Source organism: Methylovirgula sp. 4M-Z18, assembly GCF_037890675.1.
Lineage (GTDB): Bacteria > Pseudomonadota > Alphaproteobacteria > Rhizobiales > Beijerinckiaceae > 4M-Z18.
The window spans coordinates 2,914,860-2,929,764 of sequence record NZ_CP149574.1 but is presented as its reverse complement, the minus strand read 5'-3'; the positions used below and the strand labels follow the sequence as shown (position 1 = coordinate 2,929,764).

The window sequence follows — 14,905 nt, the reverse complement described above, 5'->3', positions numbered from 1 at the left end:
ATAATATCAGTATAATATGTAATTTTCTTCACCTTACATATAACTTCACCAGAACTGCTTCATATCGAACGAATAAGCGACCGTCGCGCCAAAGGTGAACTGGTTGCGCGAGCCGGTGACATTGGTGATCGGGCTGCGGGCGGCGCTTTGGGTCAGGCGATTGTAGCCGGCAAAAGCGGTGGTGCTCCATTGCTTCGACCAATCATAGGTGACCGAACCGGCGACACCCAGGTAATTGAGGCCGCCTTTGGCGTGATAGGCTGGCAAGAAGTTGGCGTTTCCAAGCGTCGCCAGCGATTCCTGCTGGGTCACGGAAAAATAGGTGCTGGTGTAATGATCGTTGCCGAATTGGAGTCGGGGGCCGATCATATAGGTCCAGGGGCCGTTGAAGGTGACCCAGTCCTCACCGAGCTTGGCGATGAAGCCTTGCTGCTCGTGCATGGTGCGCATCAGTTCGACGCGGCTGCGGAAATTGGGTGTTTCCCACACATCGACGAAGCCGCCCGCCGCAAGTGCCCAATTGATGGTCTTCAAGCCGGTCAGTTCGGAATAATCATGGTGGCTGCGGGGGGCAATGTAGCGGACGACCGGGCCGGCCTTGATCCAACCCATATCGAGTATGGCCAGGCTGACGCCGTCGTCCGGCGCGCTGAAGCTGGCGGGTGTTCCAGCACGGCGAAACGAAATGCCGGGCGTGCCATAGGGGAGAAAATCGCTGGAGCCGATATAGGCCGGCGTCAGGCCGACGGTGCCTTTCACCGTCACGGTCCAATAGGGCGCGGACGAATCGAGATCGGCCTGCTGCGCCAAACTTGCCGACGTGGTCAGTGCGCCGGCAGCTAAAATCATGAAAAATAAGGAACGAGACACAATAAAAACTCCTTAACGGGCGCCGCGAGGGTGACCGGACAATGTTTAATATCGTGCGACCAAATGCGGTGAATTTCCGGTAAACATGTGGCGCGCCGCATTTTTGCCACCCGCTTGCCGACAAGCGAGCCGATTTTGCCACACGTCGGAGGATCATTGTTTTGGGGCTTGGATGCGGCGTTGGAGCTGCCTATTTTAGGGCGATGTTGGACTTACCCCGCCTGCCGCGCCTGTTGGGTCATGGCGTGATCCGGACCTATCAGGTCACCTTGTCATCCTTCCTGGGACGGCACTGCCGCTATCTGCCGACGTGCTCCGCTTACACGGACGAGGCCATTCAGCGGCACGGATTGTGGATCGGGAGCTGGATCGGCTTGGCGCGCATCTGCCGCTGCCATCCGTGGGGCGCATCGGGCTTCGATCCGTTGCCGCGCGATCTGCCGGCCGATGCCCGATGGGACAGGCCCTGGCGCTACGGCGCGTGGCGGCAAATCCCGGTTTGCGAGGCGGTGCCGCCGGAGGGCCGTGGGGCGGATGAGCACGCCTGATTCATCGCATCGTCTGAGGAATTCCAGACGACGTTCTATCCGCCTGACATCAAATTGATCATGGCCGATAAAATATTCGATCGGGCCGGCTCGGAGAGCTGCTGCAGCACATCCATGTGAATCTTGCCGATGGCGCAGAGACGGTCGTCGGGAATCGGCTCCGCCGGCATCGTATTGTCGACCAGGTGATCGATTTCCGCTTTGCTGAGGCCTCGGGCGGTCAAGGAATTTTCCAGAACGCTGATGTCCTGCTCGGTCGGGCGGCTGCGCTCGACATTGCTCGCTTTGCCGTCGACCATCGCATCGAGATTGGCTTGGGCCATTTTGGTGATGAGATCGCGGTGGTGGGCGGCAAAGGCCAGGAATGCCGGCGACGTGGTGCCGTAGAGAAAATCGCCGCACAGGCGCGGGTCGGCCTTGCCGAGCTCGCCCAGGATCGTGCCTTGGACGGCGAAAATCGCCAGCATCTTGTCGGTCTGTGCCTTCGCTTCCAGGATGCTGCGTTCGGCGCGCAGGTTCTGGATCAGGTTCAGCATGGCGGCGTCCGTGTCGGTCGCGCCCTCGGGCAGGGGCGTGGCCGGATGGAAGGCCGCGTTGATCCGCTCACGCTCGCCGGGGAAGGCGGCGTCGAGTTTTTGGTAGAACGTATCGTAGACTTCAAGGCCGGGACCAGCGCTCGCAGGTTCGGTCGAGTGCTGCGAAGCATCGGTTGGGCTCAAGGACGGCCAGAGCGGCGTTTGCGGCGCGACGGTATAATGCCACCCCACATAGCCGCCGACGGCGGCGGCCAGGACCAAGATCAGGAGACGAAAGTATTTCATGTCTTACCCGGCCGGAGAGAATTTCGAGCGTATCACTCTTGCCCCATGCGTCGGCTCCAGGGCAAGGGCCGCTCGCCCAAGGACATGCTTTCTTTTCGCCCTTTAAGGCAATTTTGCGATGGCCCGCCTTGTGCTGATTGCCAGCATTTTTGACCTCGTCCAACGCCTCTCTATAAGTGTCAACCGGCCCTGGCGGGCCGGAGCGATTCGAACCGGAGCGGGCTTTCATGCGCTGTAACCTTTGTGGCGGCACGGAATTTAGCGACATGCCGAAGCGGCCGAAGGTGCGTTGCACCGCGTGCGGTTCGCTCGAGCGCACGCGGGTCGCAGGGTTGCATATCCAGCACAAGCTGGCGCTTCAGCCGGGCGCGCGGATTCTGCATTTCGCGCCCGAGCGTGGCTTGTCGAAACTGCTGCGCGGGATCGGGGGCGAGAATTACCGCTGCTGCGACATCAATCCCGAGCTCTACCCCGGCCTCGGTGTCGAGCGCTTCGACCTCACCCGCGACCTGTTCGACCTGCCGCGCGGCTATTTCGATCTGATCTTGCACAATCACGTACTGGAACATATCGAGGGCAATTACAGCGCGGTGCTGCTGCGCCTGGCCGCCGCGCTGAAGCCGGACGGGACGATGCTGTTCAGCATGCCGATACTGCCGGGCCATTTCTCGGACGAATTGATCCACGGCACGCACGAGGAAAAACTCGCGAAATTCGGCGACACGCTGCATGTGCGCCGCTTCGGCCGCGACTTTCTGCAAGAGACGATCGGCATGCTGTTCAGCATTCCGGCGGAGTACGATCTGACCCGGAGTTTCCCGGAAGCCGTGCTGGAAGAAGCCAATATTCCGGCGCATCATTGGCGCACCTATACGGGCACTAGCATCTTCCGGGTGAGCCCCGCGGACATACGGGTCTAGCCCTGCATCGCCGCCGCGACGAGCCGCGGCATGATTTTGCCGGCGGTGCCGCGGATGTTGAAATCCGCGAGCGCGTCGAGATCGGTGGCTTCCGGATTGATCTGCGCGATCGGCGCGCCAGCCTGCGCCGCCACTTGCGGCAGACCGGCGGCGGGATAGACGAGGCCCGACGTGCCGATGCACAGCAAGAGATCCGCCGTCCGGCATAATTCTTCCGCTTTGGCCCATTCGCGCTGCGGGAGATTTTCGTTGAACCAGACGACGCCGGGGCGGATCAGGCCGTTGCACGCGGCGCAGCGCGGCGGGTCCATTGCTTCGCCCGTGCCGGCGGCGTCGACACTTGGTGGAGGCAGCTTGTACGCGGCGCCGCAGTCGAAGCAGCGGGCGGCGAAAATGCTGCCGTGCAGATGGATCACCCTGGAGCTTCCGGCCCGTTCGTGCAAATCGTCGACATTCTGGGTGATCACGGTGACGTCGCGCGTTTGCGCCCATGCGGCAATGGCGCGATGGCCGGCATTTGGCTCGGCGGCGGCGACTTTCGCGCGCCGCCATTCGTACCAGCCGTAGACAAGCGCGGGATCGCGCAAGAAGCCTTCCGGCGTCGCAAGGTCTTGCGGGCGGAAGCGGTGCCACAGACCGACTTGCGCGTCGCGAAAGGTCGGAATGCCGCTTTCGGCCGATGCGCCGGCGCCTGTGAAAACAACGATACGCCGCGCCTTGCGAAGAATCGCATGAAAGGCGGGAACGAGGTCGGGGTGCAGGTCGAACGTGTCCATTGCCGGCCTTCTAGATCACCTGCCGCATCGCCGATTGGGATTGGTCGAGCAATCGCCGTACGATCTTCAACCCGAGCGTCAGCTCGTCGCGTGTCGGCCCACCTAAACACAGGCGCAAGCCGCTGTCGCGCGCGCTCGCATCCGTCGTGAATGCGGCGGCCGGCGTGAGAATGACGCCTGCGGCGGCGGCCTCGTGAACGATGCGATCCGCCTGCGCCGCCGCCATCGGCAGCCATATGTGAAAGCCGGGGTTGGGTTGGTGCAGCCAAGCGCGGCCCAAAAGATCCTGTGCCAGATCCATGCGCGCAAGGGCCTCGGCGCGAATGGCCGCCTCGATCGATGTGGCCGTGCCGTCGGTGAGCCATTGTTCCAGGATGGCGCAGGAGATCGGCGAGGCCATGGTGCTGGTCGCTTGCAGCGCCGCGATCGCAGACGTGCTCATGACCGGCGGAGTGGTCACGAGGCCGACGCGCAAGCCCGGGCTCATCGTCTTGGAAAAGCCGGTGACGTGCAAGGTGCGCTCCGGCGCGAGCTGCGCCAGGGGTGGCACACCGTCGGGCGCGAAAATCGCATAGACGTCATCTTCGATAATGGTGACGCCATGGCGCCGCGCGAGCCGGACGATGTCGCGCCGGCGTTTCTCACCCATCGTCACCGCCGTCGGGTTCTGCAGGGTCGGAATGGTGTAAAGCGCGACGGGACGATCCGCGGCTTCGCGGGCGCGCAAAGCCTGCTCGAAGGCGTGCGGTGTGATGCCTTCATTGTCCATCGCCAATGTCTGCACCGTCAGGTTCATGCTGCGGGCCAGCGCGATCGCGCCGGGAAAGGTGAACGCCTCGGTCAGCAGCAGGCCGTCCGGCGGACAGGCCACTTTGAAGGCGACGGCGAGGGCGTGCTGCGCACCATGGCACAGAAGTAAGGTTTCGGGCGCGACCTCGAGGCCGCGTGTCGCCAGATAGCGCGCGAGCAGTATCTGATGGGTGGGCAGGCCGATCGCCGGCCGGTAGCGGCCGAAGTCGTCAGCATGGAGTTTTTTGGCGAGCAGCGAAAAGGTTGCTGTCAGCAGGCGGTTGCTCAAAGCTTGCGGCGGAATATTGATGGCAAGATCGATGCTCGGCCTTGCGTCGCCGTGATGAAGGCCGCCAATCCAGGCGCGCCCTTGCTCCCGCACCCAGCCGCTCGCCACGAACATGCCGCGGCCATGCATGCTCTGCACCAAGCCCCGCCGCTCCAACATACCATAGGCTTTGGTGACGGTGCCGAGGCCGATCTTGAGCTGGAAGGCGAGCTCCCGGTGGGCCGGGAGCCGCGCGCCCGCGGGGATAAGGCCTGCGGTAATATCCTCGACCAGTGCGGCGATCAGACGCTCATAGGCCGGTGCGGCGCCGGCGGCGATGCGTGGGGTCCAGGGGGAGGCGAGGCGCATGGTTTGGATCTTGAGGAATAGTGTAACGGTACACTATTCGATATTTTCAGAAGTGTCACGATTTCTATAATGGGTCAACCGCCACGGACTGGCGGCCGGATACATCCATCATGACTGTCGATCTTGCTCTCGCCCTCATCGCCTATGCTTTCGTGACCTCGATCACGCCGGGCCCAAACAACACGATGCTGCTCGCCTCCGGGGTCAATTTCGGCTTCCGGCGCACCATCCCACACACGCTCGGCGTGGCGGTCGGGTTTGACGTGGTGGTGATCGTGGTCGGCTTGGGCGTCGGCACGCTGTTCATCACCTACCCGCCGATCCATCTCGCGCTGCGCTATGCCGGCATCGCCTATACCCTTTATCTCGCCTGGAAGATTGCGCGCTCGGGCGCGATGCACGGGGAGGCGCAAGCGGGCCAGCCCATGACCTTCCTCCAGGCTGCGGCCTTTCAATGGGTCAATCCGAAGGTCTGGGTCATGGTGATGGGTGTGCTCACCGCCTATACGCCGCAGCAGGATTTCTATTGGAATGTGCTGATCGTGGCTTTGCTGTTCGGCCTCGTGAATTGGCCTTGCGTCGTTAGCTGGGCGGCCTTCGGCACGGTGCTGCGCCGCTACTTCACCAATCCGAATTATGTCCGCGTGTTCAATGTCGGTATGGCGCTGCTGCTGGTCGCATCGCTCGTGCCGTTGTTGTTCGAGGGCGCGGTTTGATTTGCGAGGAGAATGGCGATGAGTATGGGCTCCTATATAGCGATTGCCTTCGCGACCTATGTGATCGGCACGGCCAGTCCGGGTCCCGCGAATATGACGATCATGATGACGTCGATGCAGTCGGGGCGCCGGGCCGGGCTCGCGCTGGCCTGCGGTGTGATCGGCGGATCGCTCACCTGGGGACTTGTCGCGGGTTTAGGCTTCGGTGCGCTGATGCTCACCTATGCGCATGCGCTGATCTGGCTCAAGATCGCCGGCGGCCTTTATATGTTCTGGCTCGCGTGGCGTGCTTTGCGCGCGTGCCGGCGCAATGACGCTTCGTTCGCCCCGATGCCGTCGGGCGAAAAGCCGCGGGCGCAGAGCGTCCGTTCGCATTTCCTGCGCGGCCTTGGACTGCATCTCACCAATCCCAAGGCGATTCTCGTCTGGATGTCGGTAATCACATTGGGCCTGCCGCCGGATGCCGATCAGCGGTTCGGTCTGTGGATCATTGCCGCATGTTCCTGCCTCGGCATGGTGATCTTCACCGCCTATGCCATCGCCTTTTCCACGTCTGCCGCAGTCACCTTTTACGCGCGGCAGCGACGCAAGATCAGCGGTGCGATGGCGTTTTTCTATGCCGCGATCGGTGCACGGCTGGTAGCCTCGTGAGATTTTGCCCCTGTTTGAGCCGCAGAGAACTGTCGATTGTAGACGGACGTCTGCGAGCGGGGAACGCGCGGCCTTTTAATTTTTGCTCAGAATATGCGTATTATTATCTCGCAATACTGTGTATTCGCAGTAGAAGCAGAGAGATGCCATGTTTAAGAGCGCGCTAGACTTAAATAGGCCCGACCCGTATTTTTCGGGAACAGCAGGTTTTGTTGCGAACACACTTGAGGACCTGCACGAGGATATGCGCAGATTCGAGCTTCCGGAGGTCGTGCCTGACAAAGTGCGGCACGCACATGATGCGATTCGACACGCCTATATTTATGCCTATTTCTCGTATGACCTCCTGTCTCTAGCAGCTAGCCAAACATTTCCTTGTCTTGAATTGGCTCTGCGCGAACGCATCGGACATCAGTTCGCCGGAAGAGTGAATAAGAGGGGCAAGCCGCATCCAGCAATGCTCAATGAGTTGCTAAAGGTGGCCAAGAAACAGAACTTGATTGTTACGCCGATCGATCATCTGCACAAAATACGCAACATGTTTGCCCATGGCAGTGACACTGTCTTGAATCCGCCGATGTTTCTGACTCAGTTCGGGATTGTCACCAACATTATCCGAGAACTCTACTCGTCTCGATAGCCCCGAGAGAACCCAGCCCCCTTTTCCTGCAGCTTTCCGCCTGCTATAGGCACCTCCGCTACGCTTACGCCGATTGGTTTCGGCGAGTGAGCCGAATGGAGTCATTATGATTAACGTCACCTTTCCCGATGGCGCCTCGCGCGCCTATGAAGTCGGCATGTCCGGCGCCGATATCGCCAAAAGCATTTCCCCCTCTCTCGCCAAGCGCACGGTCGCGATGGTTCTCGACGGGGTTTTGAGCGACCTTGCCGACCCGATCCAGAAAGATGCGAAGGTCGAGTTCATCTCGCGCGAGGATCCGCGCGCACTCGAACTCATCCGCCACGATTGCGCCCACGTGCTGGCGGAAGCCGTGCAGACGCTTCACCCGGGCACGCAAGTCACGATCGGCCCGGTGATCGACAACGGTTTCTATTACGATTTCTATCGTGCGACCCCGTTCACGCCCGACGACTTCGCCGCCATCGAGAAGAAGATGCGCGAGATTATCGCGCATGACGCGCCGTTCACCAAGGAAGTGTGGACGCGCGATCAGGCGATTGCGCATTTCGAGAAGACCGGCGAAGCGTTCAAGGTCGAGCTGGTCGAGACCATTCCCGCCGATCAGGATTTGAAGATCTACCGCCAGGGCGCGTGGATGGACCTGTGCCGCGGCCCGCATATGACGAGCGTTGGCAAGATCGGCAGCGCGTTCAAACTGATGAAAGTGGCGGGCGCCTATTGGCGCGGCGATTCCACCAAGCCGATGCTGACACGCATCTACGCGACGGCCTTCGCGAAACAGGAAGATCTCGACGCCCATCTCAAGCAGATCGAGGAGGCGGAGAAGCGCGACCATCGCAAGCTCGGCCGTGAAATGGATCTCTTCCATTTCCAGGAAGAGGGACCGGGCGTCGTATTCTGGCACGCCAAGGGTTGGCGCATGTTCCAGACGCTCATCGCCTATATGCGCCGGCGCCTGGACGGTACGTATGACGAGGTGAATGCGCCGCAATTGCTCGACAAGTCCTTGTGGGAAACATCCGGCCATTGGGGCTGGTATTCCGACAATATGTTCGCGGCCAAATCCGCGTCCGCGATGATCCGGCCGCAGGACCCGGATGCGGACCAACGCGTCTTCGCGCTGAAGCCGATGAACTGCCCGGGGCACGTGCAGATTTTCAAGCATGGGCTGAAGAGTTATCGCGACCTGCCGATCCGGCTTGCCGAATTCGGCGCGGTGCATCGCTACGAACCTTCGGGCGCGTTGCACGGGCTGATGCGCGTGCGCGGCTTCACGCAGGACGATGCGCATATCTTCTGCACCGAGGACCAGCTCGAAGCGGAGATTCTCAAGATCAACGATCTGATGATGTCGGTCTATGCCGATTTCGGCTTCGAACATGTCGAGGTCAAGCTCGCGACGCGGCCCGAAAAGCGTGTCGGCACCGATGCGATGTGGGACCATGCCGAGACGATCCTGAAGCAGGCGCTGGATCGCATGGTACGCGAGTCGGGTGGGCGCATCCGCGCTGGCATCAACGAGGGCGAAGGCACGTTCTACGGGCCGAAGTTCGAGTACACGCTCAAGGACGCGATCGGCCGCGACTGGCAATGCGGCACGACGCAGGTCGACTTCAATTTGCCGGAGCGGTTCGGCGCTTTCTATATCGATGCCGACAGCGAGAAGAAGCAGCCGGTGATGGTGCATCGCGCGATTGTCGGCTCGCTGGAACGTTTCTTAGGCATTCTGATCGAAAGCCATGCTGGCCATTTCCCGCTGTGGCTGGCGCCCGAACAGCTCGTGGTCTGCCCGATCACATCGGAAGCCGATGAGTACGCCGAGCGCGTCACCGAGGCTGCGCTCGCCGCGGGCTTACGTGGCCGCGCCGACCTGCGCAACGAGAAGATCAGCTACAAGGTGCGCGAACATTCGCTCGCCAAAGTGCCGGTGATCTTCGCGGTGGGCAAGCGCGAGGCCGAGCAGAAGACCGTGACGATCCGCCGTCTCGGCTCGCAAGCGCAAGTGACCCTGACGATGGATGAGGCGATCGCGTTGCTGCGCAAGGAAGCCGTACCGCCGGATGTGAAAAGAGCGTGAAATCCCTTCTCCCCGCAAGCGGGGAGAAGGGATTCACGCGGCCTTGACGGCATCCTCGAAATCCGCGGCCCTCGTCTCGTCCTGCGCCGTATTGGGTAGCACGAGCGCCAGCACGGTTGCGACGAGTATATTGATCGTCACGGACATCAGGCCGTTATAGGCGTTGAACGGCAGCAGCCCGAAGAAGTTGCTCACCGGCAACCAGGCGGTCGGGCCCCATGACAGCGCCGTGCCGACGAGAAAGCCCGCAGCCCAGCCGCCGAGCAGCGCCCAGCCGCTGTAAAAGCGTGTGTAAAGACCGAAGATGATCGCCGGGAAGATTTGAATCATCCACACGCCGCCGAGCAATTGCAGATCGAGCGCGAATTTGGTCGGCATGAAGAAGATCACCAGCAGCGCGCCGACCTTGACGATCAGCGAGAGCAGTTTCGCCATGTTGCTTTCCTGCTGCGCGCTCATGTGCTGATTGATGAAGGGCTTCCAGATGTTGCGAGTGAATGTGTTCGCCGCGCCGATCGACATCACTGCCGCCGGCACAAGCGCGCCGATGGCGATGGCGGCAAAAACGAAGCCGTTAAACCAATCGGGAAACATCTTCAGGAAGAGCTGCGGCACGACGTCTTGCGGGTTCTTCACCTGGATGCCGGCGGCATGGGCCATCAGCCCGAGCAGCGCGATCAGGCCCAGCACCAGCGAATAAGCCGGCAGGCCGATCGCATTGCGGCGGATCGCATCGGCGCTGGACGCCGAGAGCGTTCCCGTCAGCGAGTGTGGATACATGAACAGAGCCATGCCGGAGCCGATCGCGAGGGTGATGTAAGGCGAGATCTGTCCGGGCTGTAGCAAGATGCCCGCGGCCGGCACGGCTTTGGCGGCAACCTTTGCATCATAGACTTTGCTCGCCGCGTCGAAGATCACGCCATAGCCGCCGAGCTTATACGGGATGACGATGATCGCGGCGATCACGAAGACATAGATCATGATGTCTTTCACGAAAGCGATCATCGCCGGCGCGCGCAAGCCGCTCTTGTAGGTGTAAAGCGCAAGAATGACGAACGCGATGGTGAGGGGCAGGTGGCCGAGCCATGGCGCCTCGTCGCTGCTCGGAAAGCCGAGCGCCTGAATGACTTTTTCCATCCCGACGAGTTGCAGGGCAATGTAGGGCATGGTCGCGAGAATGCCGGTGGAGGCAACGGCGAGGGCAAGATATTTGTTGCCGTAGCGGCCTTCGACGAAATCGCTTCCCGTGATGTAGCCGTGCTTGTGGGTGACGTTCCACAGCCGTGGCATGGTGAGGAAGATGAACGGATAGACGATGATCGTATACGGCACGGCGAAGAAGCCATAAGCGCCGATCGCATAGACGAGTGCCGGCACCGCGATCACCGTATAGGCGGTGTAAAGGTCGCCGCCGAGCAGGAACCAGGTGATCCAGGCGCCGAAGCGCCGGCCCCCGAGGCCCCATTCATGGATATGGTCGAGGTCCGCCGATTTCCACCTCGAGGCCATGAAGCCGATGATCGTGACGAGGACAAAGAAGAAAACGAAAACGGAGGTTGCAACCCAATTGATCTTATCCATTGGCGCCATCTCCCCGATAGGCGAGATAGATGAAGCCAGCCGATATCGGGATCATCACCATCTGAAACCAGTAAAACAGCGGAAAGCCGAAGAATTGCGGTTCGGTCGCATTATAAAGCGGTACCCAGAGCGCCAGCACGCAGGGTATCAATAAGAGCAAATATTTCACTGTTCCCCCCTTAAACGAGTCGGACCCGACTTATGAGTCGGGCCACGTTAAGTCCATCGTGGCGGGATTTGCTGTCAAGATCAAGAATGAAAGGAGCGCGGCCTTCCAGGGCGCATGATGGGCGGCTGCCTGCGCTGGCATCGGGGCAAACCTGCGGTTTTTGCCCGGATGTACGTGGCCTGGAAGGCCGCGGTCAGTTCAGAAGGCCTTGAAGGTGATGATGGTCCGCGTATCGGCAATGCCGGGAATGATCTGCACGTGCTCGCCGACGAAATGGCCGATATCGATGTCCTTTTCCACATAGAACTTGGCCAGGATGTCGTAGTCCCCTGCGGTCGAATAGATTTCCGAGGCGATCTCCGCCTCTGCAAGGGCGCTGGCGACCGCATAGGTCTTGCCCAGCATGCATTTGATTTGCACGAAAAATGTCTGCATGGCGTCTATCATCCGTACGGGCGGGGGATTTTGCAAGCTATTCCATCGCCGATTTGGTCAGGACTTCCACATCCTGGTCCTGCGCAGACTGCACCTTGAATACGGTCTGATAGGTCCGGTCGTTGTTGCGGGCGATGGCCACATACTCGCCTTCGGCGAGAATGAGCGACGGGAAGGCGCCGATGAGATCGCGGATCACGTCGCCGCCCGGCGTCAAAACCGTGAAGCTCGTATTGGCGAGCGCGTCGCCGCCGGGGCCGTCGACGAGTTTCAACGTGATCAAGGCGGCGCGATGCTTGAGTGTCGCCTCGACCATCTGGCCGGCCGGCACGCGAATATCCGCCTCGACCACCGAATTGGTCGCACTGTTGCCGGCATTGAGCGCGCCGACGCCGACCTTGTCGAGATAGGTGGAGACGATGTGATAATTGCCCTCCGGCAGCCCGATGATGTCGCCCGGATGGGCATTCGACATGACGAGCTTGGCCTCCGAGTTGCCGCGCTCCGGCACATAGAGCGAAATCGACAGCAGGTTGGCCGGAATCGGCTTGTCGCCGAGCACGCCGATGAGTTTGAGCGTGCCGGCATTCAGCGCGATCCGCTGGCTTGCTGGCTGCGCCCCGACCGTCACGCTGCGCGTCGCGCTGGCGAGGCCATAGGCGACATGGACGACATAATCGCCGTAAGGCAGGGTCAGCGAGGGCAGGGCGTCGTCGGTCTGGGCGACCAGCGGATGGCTGCCGTCGGCTTCCGGATGCCGGTTGAAGATGCGCCATACGACACCGGCCCGGATCGGCTCCGCCTCGTCCGCGTAGGTCGCACTCAAAATCAAGAGACCCTTGCCCGCTGCCGGTGGCGTGGTGGCTGCGACCGGTGCAGTGGCGACGGGGCCCTCGGCGCGGGCCAGCCCGGCGCCAGCGAGCAGCAGCGCCGTTAGGGCTAAAATGCGGAAAAATAAGCGTGTCATATTGCGTTCTGCATCATCCGAATTGCCGCGCGCGTCAATCTCAAATCATCAAGGCCGCCGGCTATTCCGGTTGAACCCGCTTGACCTTATGCGAGCCGGGCGCCAAGTGATGGCTTTTCCGTCGCGATTGTGGAGTGATTATGTCCGGCGACCAGACCATCCTTCAACTCTTGCAGACCCGCCGCTCGGTGGCGCCGCTCGCCATGCGCGGACCTGGCCCGACGCCGGAGGAGCTCAACACGCTGCTCACCATCGCCGCCCGGGTTCCCGACCACGGCAAGCTCGCCCCTTGGCGCTTCATCGTGTTCGAAGGGGCGGCGCGCGAGCGGGCAGGGGCGCTGATCGCCAGTGTGTTCCAGGCCGACAATCCGCACGCGACGCCCGAGGCGCTGGAGATTGAGCGGACCCGCCTCGCACGGGCGCCTCTGGTGGTGGGGGTCGTATCCCGCGCCGCGCCGCATGTGAAAATTCCGGTGTGGGAGCAGCAGATGTCGGCCGGCGCGGTCTGCATGAACCTGACGATCGCCGCCAACGCCATGGGCTTCGTCTCTGCCTGGCTGACCGAATGGTATGCCTATGATCGCCGCGTGCTCGAAACCTTGGGCGTCAACGAGCACGAGCAAATGGCCGGGTTCGTGCATATCGGCCGCTTCGATCAGAAGCCCGAGGATCGGGTGCGGCCCGATCTCGCCGAGATCACCACGCGTTTCGCGCCCTGAGGCCAGGATCTGAGGCAGCCCTATGTTCTATGAACCCGAAGCCCGCGATAAGAGCCTTCTGCCGCACGACCCGTTCAAAGCGATGATCACGCCGCGCCCGGTCGGGTGGGTCTCGTCGCGCTCATTGAAGGGCGACGTCAATCTCGCTCCCTACAGCTTCTTCAACGCCTTTGCCTCGCGGCCCGGGATCCTGGGCTTCTCCAGCGAGGGGCGGAAGGACAGCCTCGCCTTCATCGCCGAGTCCGGAGAGTTCGTGTGGAACATGGCGACCTTCGCCCTGCGCGATGCGATGAACCGGACCTCGGCGCCCTTGCCGCGCGGCGAGAACGAATTCGCCCATGCCGGCCTCGTCATGGCCGAATCGGAAATCGTGAATGTGCCGCGTGTTGCGGCAAGCCCCTGCGCGTTGGAATGCAAATTGTTGCAGATCATCGACCTGAAAGATCTGCGGGGAGCGAGCGTGGGCGCCTATCTCGTTCTGGGCCAGGTTGTCGGCGTTCACATCGACGATGCCTATCTCAAGGACGGCCGTTTCGACACGGCTGCGGCGCAGCCCATCGCCCGCTGCGGTTATGCCGATTATGCCGTGGTCGATACGGTTTTCGAGCTTTCGCGGCCAACGAAAGCATAGCCCGCGACGAAAACGCAGCGACCACCGCGCAAATTCACACGGGGCGCCGTTCAGGTTTACGGTGCGCCTTGCTTGCCAGGACCAGGGCAATGCCGCCGAGGATCGCCGCCGACGACACGAGCAGGCGCGGCGTGATGGCTTCCGACAAAAGGGCGACGCCGCCGAAGGCGGCAATCAGCGGCACGGACAATTGCACGGTTGCGGCGCGGGTGGCGGAAAGCCTGCGCAGCGCGGCATACCAGATGGCATAGCCGACGCCGGATGTCAGCGCGCCCGAGGTCAGGGCCAGGATGAATCCGGTTGCGTCGGTGTGGGCGCGTGCGATCAAAATCACGCTCGAAGCCAGGGCGAGCGGTGCCGCGCGCAGGAAATTGCCGGCTGTCGCCGCCAGCGGGTCGGCGACACCGCGGCCACGCAGCGAATACACGCCCCATGACACGCCGGCAATCGCCATCATTGCGGCGCCGAGCGGCGCCGGCGCGGCGACGCCCGGCGAGACGAGATAGACAAGCCCCGAGACGGCCAAGGCTAGGCCGAGCCAGGCGATGGCCCCGAATTTTTCACCCATGTACAGACCCGCGCTGAACATGGTGAGGTGCACGCCGCCAAATAAAATCAATGCCCCCGTGCCGGCGGGCAGAGTGAGATAGGCGAAGGAAAAAAACACGACATAGGTGAACAGCATTGTCGCTGCGAGCCACTCGCCGCCACCGGCGTATGGCGGGCTCGCCCTGGCCCGCACGATCAGCAGAAGGGTGATCGCCCCGGCGACCAGCCTGACGCTGGCAAAGCTCGCCGCGTCGATAATCTCCTGCCGCAACGCGATCCGGCACAGCAGCGAATTGGCGGCAAACGCCATCATCGTCAGCGCGACAAGGGCCATCGTCTGCCAGTTCAACGGATTTGCGTGCGCGTCTTGCATGGCCACCTCAGATCCGGCGCTGTCGGGTGGTCG

General features: G+C 61.8%; 17 protein-coding genes. 8 read left to right on the top strand and 9 right to left on the bottom strand.

The genetic code is table 11. The features are described 5' to 3' along the window. Positions 1-45 precede the first annotated feature (45 nt). Entirely contained in the window at positions 46-870 is an 825-nt protein-coding gene (locus tag V9T28_RS13515; RefSeq protein ID WP_147306395.1) for a MipA/OmpV family protein, read from the bottom strand. 206 nt (positions 871-1,076) lie between these two features. On the opposite strand from V9T28_RS13515, the gene yidD reads away from it, so the two are divergent. Continuing rightward, the gene (yidD, locus tag V9T28_RS13510; RefSeq protein WP_245423921.1) at positions 1,077-1,418 is read left to right on the top strand and encodes a membrane protein insertion efficiency factor YidD; all 342 of its coding nucleotides are present in this window, start codon (positions 1,077-1,079) and stop codon (positions 1,416-1,418) included. A 35-nt stretch (positions 1,419-1,453) separates the two neighbouring features. On the opposite strand, the gene V9T28_RS13505 is transcribed toward yidD, so the two are convergent. After that, positions 1,454-2,239 carry a hypothetical protein gene (locus V9T28_RS13505; RefSeq protein WP_116399448.1) on the bottom strand — a complete coding sequence of 262 codons (786 nt, stop codon included), beginning with the start codon at positions 2,237-2,239 and terminating at the stop codon, positions 1,454-1,456. 227 nt (positions 2,240-2,466) lie between these two features. Between V9T28_RS13505 and V9T28_RS13500 the strand changes: the two genes are divergently transcribed. After that, a complete protein-coding gene (locus tag V9T28_RS13500; protein ID WP_116399447.1) occupies positions 2,467-3,159 on the top strand; it encodes a methyltransferase domain-containing protein in 693 nt (230 codons plus the stop codon). On the opposite strand, the gene V9T28_RS13495 is transcribed toward V9T28_RS13500, so the two are convergent. Together V9T28_RS13495 and V9T28_RS13490 are read right to left on the bottom strand one after the other, a co-directional pair. Beyond that, complete coding sequence (locus V9T28_RS13495; protein WP_116399446.1) at positions 3,156-3,935, bottom strand: SIR2 family NAD-dependent protein deacylase; 780 nt, start codon at positions 3,933-3,935, stop codon at positions 3,156-3,158. The two genes, V9T28_RS13500 and V9T28_RS13495, sit on opposite strands and share 4 nt — an antisense overlap. A gap of 10 nt (positions 3,936-3,945) precedes the next feature. Then, the gene (locus tag V9T28_RS13490; protein WP_116399445.1) at positions 3,946-5,361 is read right to left on the bottom strand and encodes an aminotransferase-like domain-containing protein; all 1,416 of its coding nucleotides are present in this window, start codon (positions 5,359-5,361) and stop codon (positions 3,946-3,948) included. A gap of 110 nt (positions 5,362-5,471) precedes the next feature. On the opposite strand from V9T28_RS13490, the gene V9T28_RS13485 reads away from it, so the two are divergent. The 4 genes from V9T28_RS13485 to thrS all read left to right on the top strand — a co-directional run bounded on the left by V9T28_RS13485 (position 5,472) and on the right by thrS (position 9,448). Continuing rightward, positions 5,472-6,077 carry a LysE family translocator gene (locus V9T28_RS13485; RefSeq protein WP_116399444.1) on the top strand — a complete coding sequence of 202 codons (606 nt, stop codon included), beginning with the start codon at positions 5,472-5,474 and terminating at the stop codon, positions 6,075-6,077. 18 nt (positions 6,078-6,095) lie between these two features. Further along, a complete protein-coding gene (locus tag V9T28_RS13480; protein WP_158554718.1) occupies positions 6,096-6,728 on the top strand; it encodes a LysE family translocator in 633 nt (210 codons plus the stop codon). Positions 6,729-6,876: 148 nt separating this feature from the next. Next, the gene (locus V9T28_RS13475) at positions 6,877-7,368 is read left to right on the top strand and encodes a hypothetical protein (RefSeq protein ID WP_116399442.1); all 492 of its coding nucleotides are present in this window, start codon (positions 6,877-6,879) and stop codon (positions 7,366-7,368) included. A 106-nt stretch (positions 7,369-7,474) separates the two neighbouring features. Beyond that, positions 7,475-9,448, top strand: a complete 1,974-nt coding sequence (gene thrS, locus V9T28_RS13470; protein ID WP_116399441.1) for a threonine--tRNA ligase — start codon at positions 7,475-7,477, stop codon at positions 9,446-9,448. 33 nt (positions 9,449-9,481) lie between these two features. Here thrS and mctP read toward each other — a convergent pair whose 3' ends face one another. The 4 genes from mctP to V9T28_RS13450 form a co-directional block, all read right to left on the bottom strand. Then, on the bottom strand, positions 9,482-11,029 hold the full coding sequence (mctP, locus tag V9T28_RS13465) for a monocarboxylate uptake permease MctP (RefSeq protein ID WP_116399440.1): 1,548 nt from the start codon (positions 11,027-11,029) through the stop codon (positions 9,482-9,484). After that, complete coding sequence (locus V9T28_RS13460) at positions 11,022-11,198, bottom strand: DUF3311 domain-containing protein (protein ID WP_116399439.1); 177 nt, start codon at positions 11,196-11,198, stop codon at positions 11,022-11,024. Before V9T28_RS13460 ends, mctP begins: the two co-directional genes overlap by 8 nt. Positions 11,199-11,396: 198 nt before the next feature. Continuing rightward, positions 11,397-11,633 carry an Lrp/AsnC ligand binding domain-containing protein gene (locus V9T28_RS13455; RefSeq protein WP_116399438.1) on the bottom strand — a complete coding sequence of 79 codons (237 nt, stop codon included), beginning with the start codon at positions 11,631-11,633 and terminating at the stop codon, positions 11,397-11,399. 37 nt (positions 11,634-11,670) lie between these two features. Continuing rightward, entirely contained in the window at positions 11,671-12,600 is a 930-nt protein-coding gene (locus V9T28_RS13450) for a hypothetical protein (RefSeq protein ID WP_116399437.1), read from the bottom strand. A 140-nt stretch (positions 12,601-12,740) separates the two neighbouring features. On the opposite strand from V9T28_RS13450, the gene V9T28_RS13445 reads away from it, so the two are divergent. Continuing rightward, complete coding sequence (locus V9T28_RS13445; protein WP_116399436.1) at positions 12,741-13,319, top strand: nitroreductase family protein; 579 nt, start codon at positions 12,741-12,743, stop codon at positions 13,317-13,319. Between the two features lie 22 nt (positions 13,320-13,341). After that, on the top strand, positions 13,342-13,950 hold the full coding sequence (locus tag V9T28_RS13440; RefSeq protein ID WP_116399435.1) for a flavin reductase family protein: 609 nt from the start codon (positions 13,342-13,344) through the stop codon (positions 13,948-13,950). 34 nt (positions 13,951-13,984) lie between these two features. Here V9T28_RS13440 and V9T28_RS13435 read toward each other — a convergent pair whose 3' ends face one another. Beyond that, entirely contained in the window at positions 13,985-14,872 is an 888-nt protein-coding gene (locus V9T28_RS13435) for a DMT family transporter (RefSeq protein ID WP_199499987.1), read from the bottom strand. Positions 14,873-14,905 lie beyond the last annotated feature (33 nt).